This window comes from Bradyrhizobium sp. PRIMUS42, from assembly GCF_023006515.1.
In the GTDB taxonomy this organism is placed as follows: Bacteria; Pseudomonadota; Alphaproteobacteria; order Rhizobiales; family Xanthobacteraceae; genus Bradyrhizobium.
Map to the genome: position 1 here is coordinate 1 of NZ_JALBGZ010000564.1, position 4,137 is coordinate 4,137.

Genomic DNA, 4,137 nt, shown 5'->3' on the forward strand with positions numbered 1-4,137 from the left:
GGCCTGCATATGGTGATGCGCCGGCACGAGATCGGCGAGGATCGCGTCGTCGAGGCATGGCGCGGGACCGCCGCCCCACGCGAGGACTGCCGCCGGCGCGATCACGCAGAACAGATAGGCGAGGGCGACGATCCGCCCCACCCTGATCCGCATCGATCGTGTCAATCGCAGCAACATTCCGCCGACATGCGTTCCGCGCGGCAATGTTGCACACGCTGATTGCAAACTAATGGCAAAACGTGCGTTCGCCAAGAACTTATTACCGCAGTGCACCGCGCATGCCCAATATCGCGCCACGATGCTTGACCGCGAGGCGATCCGCGAACATGTTCCGCGCGTGCACGCACCCAATCATCCAGGACAAAGCCCTGATTCATTCAGCCCTGATTCCCGTCAGGCCTGGATGCGGCTGCTCATTGCGCTTGTGATCGGCTCGATCGGCGCCGTCGGCATGTGGGCGGTCGTGGTCGTGATTCCCGTGGTGCAGACGGAATTCGGTGCCACACGTGGAGCAGTGTCGCTGGCCTTCACGCTGATGATGTTCGGTTTCGGGCTCGGCGGCGTGATCGCTGGCAAGATCACCGACCGGTTCGGCATCGTGGCGGCGATGGCGATCAGCATCGCCTTCCTCGGCGTCGCCAATGTGCTCGCGGGGCTGTCGACCCAGCTCTGGCAGTTCGTAGCGGCGTATTTCCTGATCGGGCTCGGCACGTCCGCGACCTTCGCGCCGCTGATGGCGGAAGCATCGCACTGGTTCGAGCGCTATCGCGGATTGGCCGTGACGATCGTCGCGAGCGGCAATTACGTTGCCGGCACGATGTGGCCGCCGATCGTGAGCTGGGGCACGCAGGAGATCGGCTGGCGCTACACCCATATCGGCATCGGCATCGTCTGCGCCAGCACGATGGCGCTTCTGGTCCTCGTCCTGCGCGCGCAGATGGGTGACGACAAGGTCCGCGATCACGCCAACGCACCGCCGCCGCGGGTCGATCTCAAGCTCTCGACCAACGCGCTGACGGTGCTGCTCTCGATCGCCAGCATCTCCTGCTGCGTCGCCATGGCGATGCCGCAGGTGCATATCGTCGCCTATTGCGGCGACCTCGGCTACGGCGTGGCGCGCGGCGCGGAGATGCTGTCGCTGATGATGGGCTGCGGCATCATCAGCCGCATCGGCTCGGGTTATCTCGCCGACAAGATCGGAGGCATCCGCACGCTGCTGGTGGGATCGCTGGCGCAGGGCTTTGCGCTCGTGTTCTATCTGTTCTTCGACAGCCTCGCCTCGCTCTATCTGATCTCCGCGATGTTCGGACTGTTCCAGGGCGGCATCGTGCCGAGCTATGCCATCATCGTGCGCGAGGCGATGCCGGCGAGCGAGGCCGCGACCCGCGTCGGCATCGTGATCTTCGCGTCGGTGTTCGGCATGTCCTTCGGCGGCTGGGTGTCGGGCGTCATCTTCGATGCCACCGGCTCCTACGCCGCGGCGTTCGCCAACGGCGTCGCCTGGAACGCGCTGAATATCGCCATCGTCGTGACCCTGCTGATCCGCTCGCGGATGAATGCGGTGAAGGCCGGACCGGGTTTTGCGACCTAAACCGACTGTCCCGCCTTCAGCAGCGAGCAGCCGGTGATCTTGTAGCTGCCGTCCGCCTGCTGCTCGAGCGTGTACAGGGCTTCCCACGCTTCGCCATTGGCGTCGATGATATGAACGCGCTGGGAAATCCAGCTCCCCTCGCTCTTGCTCTCGCCAAATTCAAAACTCTTGTGGCGATAGATCGGCGCATAACCGTTCTGCACCATGGACATGAAGATGTCCGGCGCGGGGAAGATCTCCTTGATCGCCGGCGCGGCGTGGGAATAGGCGGCGCGCGCATCGTCGCGGACGAAGGCCTGCTCCTGGGCGCGGATGACGCCCCGCGCATTGGCAACATCGTCGGCGAGGGCCGCGGTGGAGCTGAAGACAAGGCTGATAGCGACGAGCACGGCGGCAATGCGCATGACAGGCTCCGCGTTGAAATCCCGGCGATGCTGATCCTAGCATGACCTCAGGGAAATACGGGCGCGCTATCGCTTGCGTTTCACCGCAGGTTTCGCGCGCTTGGCGGCGCCTGCCTTGGCCTTGGCGGCGGGCTGCACGCGCAGTCCATCGACGAACACGTCGAGCATGCGCAGCACCGAGGATTGCCAGCCGGGCTGATCGTGCATGTAGCACATGCCGATCAGGGCCCTGAGCAGGTCTTCCGGACTGATATCGCCCCGCATCTGGCTGGCCTCCACCGCGCGCGCGAGCAGCGAGCCGATCGCCTTGGTCAGCCGGTCCATCGAGAAGGCTGCGAGTTCCGACGAGCTCTGATAGGTCAGCGCCAGCGCAGCCGACATGCCTTTCTTCGTCGCGACGAATTCGACGGCGGAGCGTAGCCAGCGGCGGAGCGCGTCGACCGGATCCTTCGCGCTTCGCAGATGCTCGGCAAGCTCGCTGAGCTGCTCGACCTCGCGCCGGTACACCGCCTCGAACAGATCCTCGCGCGTCGGGAAGTGCCGATAGAGCGTGCCGATGCCGACGCCGGCACGCTTGGCGACCGCCTCCAGGCTCGCCTCGGGGCCGCCGGCGTTGAACACGGCCTTCGCGGCCTCGAGCACGCGCTCGCGATTGCGCACGGCATCGGCGCGGGGCTTTCGGGTCTGATCGGTGTGGTCGTCCATATCAGGCAATGTAGATCACGAATTGGTTAGATTGAACCCTCGTTGAACCCTCGCGGGGCTGCATCGCGTTGGTGGTGCACGGGCTTTTGACGAATTCCAAATATTTTCCGGCGGCTCTTGTTAAGCGGAGGGTGCCTCCGTATCTTCGCCGGGTGCGAGCCGGGATTGTGTGTCTGGCCGGCGCAAGATCGACGGCGGCCACGGCGGTGGCGCGCTGCGCGATCACTCATGTCCATATCTGATCGGAGCCTTGTATGAACCACTCCATCAGCCTCACCGTGAACGGTGCGCGACGCGACTTCGTCCTCGACGATCCGCGCGTCACGCTGCTCGATCTCCTGCGTGAGCGCCTCCATCTCACCGGAACCAAGAAGGGATGCGACCGCGGCCAGTGCGGCGCCTGCACCATTCTGGTCGGCGGCAAGCGCATCAACTCCTGCCTTGCGCTCGCCATCAGCCATGACGGCGCCGACATCCTCACCATCGAGGGCGTGGCGCGCGGCGACCAGCTGCATCCCGTGCAGGCTGCCTTCATTGGCCATGATGGCTTCCAGTGCGGCTTCTGCACGCCCGGCCAGATCATGAGCGCCATCGGCATGATGAGCGAGGCGCAGGCCGGCAACGATCCGGAACGCATCCGCGAATGCATGAGCGGCAATCTGTGCCGCTGCGGCGCCTATACCGGCATCGTCGATGCCGTGCTCGACGCGCAAGGACAGATGGACGAGATCAATCAGAGGCGTTCCGCATGAAGCCGTTCGATTACGTCAGGCCCGCCACGGTCACCGAGGCCGTTGCTGCCGCAGCCCAGCCGGGCGCCGTCTATCTCGCCGCCGGCACCAATCTGCTCGATCTGATGAAGGGCAATATCAGCCGTCCGGACCGTCTCGTCGACGTCACCCATCTCGAAGGGCTCGACGGCATCGAGCGGCTAGCCGACGGATCGCTCCGCGTCGGCGCGCTCGTGAGCAATGCCGATCTCGCGCACGACGCGGATTTCGCAAAGTCCTATCCGGCCGTCGCCGAAGCGCTCCTATCCGGTGCATCGGCGCAACTGCGCAATGCTGCGACCGTCGGCGGCAATCTCCTGCAACGGACGCGCTGTGCGTATTTCTACGACACCGCCAGCCGCTGCAACAAGCGAGAGGCCGGCAGCGGCTGCGACGCCCGCGACGGCGAGAACCGCGGCCATGCCGTGCTCGGCTGGAGCGAGAACTGCATCGCGACCCACCCGTCGGATTTCTGCGTGCCGCTGGTCGCGCTCGATGCCATCGTCGAGATCGAGGGCAGGAACGGCCGCCGCGAGATCGCGCTCGAGGCGTTGCATCGATCTGAAGCAGCGAGATCGGCGCGGGCCTGCCCCACAGGCGCTCGCTCTTCAGGAGCGAGCGCGCATACAGCCAGCCGAACACGATGCCGCTGATATAGGCCAGCGCG

Annotated in this window: 4 protein-coding genes and 2 pseudogenes; 3 read left to right on the plus strand and 3 right to left on the minus strand. The window is 65.1% G+C overall.

The genetic code is table 11. The features are described from left to right. Positions 1-403: 403 nt before the first annotated feature. Positions 404-1,591, plus strand: coding sequence for an MFS transporter (locus tag MOV75_RS29300; RefSeq protein ID WP_246930725.1), 1,188 nt, complete (start codon positions 404-406; stop codon positions 1,589-1,591). On the opposite strand, the gene MOV75_RS29305 is transcribed toward MOV75_RS29300, so the two are convergent. Then, on the minus strand, positions 1,588-1,995 hold the full coding sequence (locus MOV75_RS29305) for a DUF4864 domain-containing protein (protein ID WP_246930727.1): 408 nt from the start codon (positions 1,993-1,995) through the stop codon (positions 1,588-1,590). The genes MOV75_RS29300 and MOV75_RS29305 overlap by 4 nt on opposite strands. A 66-nt stretch (positions 1,996-2,061) precedes the next feature. Beyond that, a complete protein-coding gene (locus MOV75_RS29310; protein WP_246930733.1) occupies positions 2,062-2,700 on the minus strand; it encodes a TetR/AcrR family transcriptional regulator in 639 nt (212 codons plus the stop codon). A gap of 254 nt (positions 2,701-2,954) precedes the next feature. Between MOV75_RS29310 and MOV75_RS29315 the strand changes: the two genes are divergently transcribed. Then, a complete protein-coding gene (locus MOV75_RS29315; RefSeq protein ID WP_246930729.1) occupies positions 2,955-3,452 on the plus strand; it encodes a (2Fe-2S)-binding protein in 498 nt (165 codons plus the stop codon). Then, a pseudogene (locus MOV75_RS29320) lies at positions 3,449-4,030 on the plus strand (xanthine dehydrogenase family protein subunit M); the annotation flags it as partial. The gene MOV75_RS29315 and the pseudogene MOV75_RS29320, both read left to right, overlap by 4 nt. On the opposite strand, the pseudogene MOV75_RS29325 reads toward MOV75_RS29320, so the two are convergent. Further along, positions 4,026-4,137, minus strand: a pseudogene (locus tag MOV75_RS29325) (prolipoprotein diacylglyceryl transferase); the annotation flags it as partial. The pseudogenes MOV75_RS29320 and MOV75_RS29325 overlap by 5 nt on opposite strands.

Excerpts from the sequence above, each read along its gene's own strand:
- MOV75_RS29300 (WP_246930725.1), top strand. The coding sequence starts at position 404 with ATGCGGCTGCTCATTGCGCTTGTGATCGGCTCGATCGGCGCCGTCGGC.
- MOV75_RS29315 (WP_246930729.1), top strand. The coding sequence starts at position 2,955 with ATGAACCACTCCATCAGCCTCACCGTGAACGGTGCGCGACGCGACTTC.
- MOV75_RS29310 (WP_246930733.1), bottom strand. The coding sequence starts at position 2,700 with ATGGACGACCACACCGATCAGACCCGAAAGCCCCGCGCCGATGCCGTG.
- MOV75_RS29305 (WP_246930727.1), bottom strand. The coding sequence starts at position 1,995 with ATGCGCATTGCCGCCGTGCTCGTCGCTATCAGCCTTGTCTTCAGCTCC.